General features: G+C 73.8%; 1 protein-coding gene. It reads right to left on the bottom strand.

Translation table 11 applies throughout. From position 1 onward, the window contains the following. Positions 1–385 precede the first annotated feature (385 nt). Positions 386–1,645, bottom strand: coding sequence for a phosphoribosylamine--glycine ligase (purD, locus tag H5J33_RS34075; protein ID WP_181798532.1), 1,260 nt, complete (start codon positions 1,643–1,645; stop codon positions 386–388). Between the last annotated feature and the right edge of the window lie 105 nt (positions 1,646–1,750).

Here is a 1,750-nt window from a genome sequence, read left to right on the forward strand (position 1 = left end):
CGGCATCGTCCGCGCCTCCGCCCGCTTCGACAAGCCCCTCGGCCAGCTCGCCGAGGGCCCGGGAGCGCGCGGCCTGCGCGCCCGCCTCCACACCGATTCCGGTCACGTGCCGATCTCGCCCCCTCCCTGCCGCTCGTGTGCTGCCCTGGTGTTGCCCACTCCCCCACTGTGGCACCCGCCACCGACATCGCAATGCCGGTGGGCCAAGTGCCGGAACGCTTGCGCGGCACCCTAGTTGGGGCCTGGGCCCCCGTCAGCCGGATAGCCGATCGCTCACTCGATGGAATGGCTTTGGTCAGAGCTGGGTGACAGACAGCAAAGATCAGGCCCCGGATTTGCGATCCGGGGCCTGGGTGTCATACGTGCAGGTCAGAAGGGTGTGGGCTCAGGCGCCCGGGGACTGCGCCGCCTTCGCCGCGATGTCGGTGCGGTACTGGGAGCCGTCCAGGCCGATCCGGCCCACCGCCCGGTAGGCCCGCTCGCGCGCCTCGGCCAGGTCCTTGCCGGTGGCCGTGACGGACAGCACGCGTCCGCCGGCGCTGACGACCGCGTCGCCCTGGTGCTTCGTACCGGCGTGCAGCACGTACGCGTGCGGGGCGTCCTCGGCGGCCACCGCGTCCAGCCCGGTGATCGGGTCGCCGGTGCGCGGGGTGCCGGGGTAGTTGTGCGAGGCGACGACGACGGTGACGGCCGCGTCCTCGCTCCAGCGCAGCGGCGCGAGGTCGGCCAGGTTCCCGGTGGCGGCGGCCATCAGCACGCCGGCCAGCGGCGTCTTCAGGCGGGCCAGCACGACCTGGGTCTCGGGGTCGCCGAAGCGGGCGTTGAACTCGATGACCCGGACCCCGCGCGAGGTGATCGCGAGACCGGCGTAGAGCAGCCCGGAGAAGGGCGTGCCCCGGCGGCGCATCTCGTCCACCGTCGGCTGGAGCACGGTCTGCAGCACCTCGTCGACCAGCTTCGGGTCGGCCCACGGCAGCGGCGAGTACGCGCCCATGCCGCCGGTGTTGGGGCCCTCGTCGCCGTCCAGGGCGCGCTTGAAGTCCTGGGCGGGCTGGAGCGGTACGACGGTCTCGCCGTCGGTGATGGCGAAGAGGGACACCTCGGGGCCGTCGAGGAACTCCTCGATCACCACCCGGTCGCACCCGGCGGCGTGCGCCTTGGCGGCCTCGATGTCGGAGGTGACGACCACGCCCTTGCCGGCGGCCAGACCGTCGTCCTTGACGACGTACGGGGCGCCGAAGGCGTCCAGGGCCTCGGCGACCTCCTCGGCGCCGGTGCAGACGTAGGAGCGGGCGGTGGGCACCCCGGCCGCCGCCATGACGTCCTTGGCGAACGCCTTGGACCCCTCGATCCGGGCGGCCTCCCCGGACGGGCCGAACACCGGGATGCCGGCCGCGCGGACGGCGTCGGCCACACCGGCGACCAGCGGGGCCTCCGGGCCGACGACGACCAGTTCGGCACCGAGGCGGGTGGCCAGTCCGGCCACGGCGGCACCGTCGAGCGCGTCGACCTGGTGCAGCTCGGCCACCTCGGCGATGCCGGCGTTGCCGGGGGCGCAGTGCAGCGCGGTGACGTCGGGGTCGAGGGACAGGGAGCGGCACAGGGCGTGTTCGCGGGCGCCGCCGCCGATGACAAGGACCTTCACGGGGTCAGCCTAATGGCAAGGTCGCCGAAGACCGGGGGGTGGGTTTGTCGGAGGTTCCTCCAAAGAGGCCCGGAGGAGTCCGGGGCGGGGTCCGGGCGGGGCGGC

Origin of the sequence: Streptomyces sp. WELS2 (assembly GCF_013870595.1) — a bacterium.
Lineage (GTDB): Bacteria > Actinomycetota > Actinomycetes > Streptomycetales > Streptomycetaceae > Streptomyces.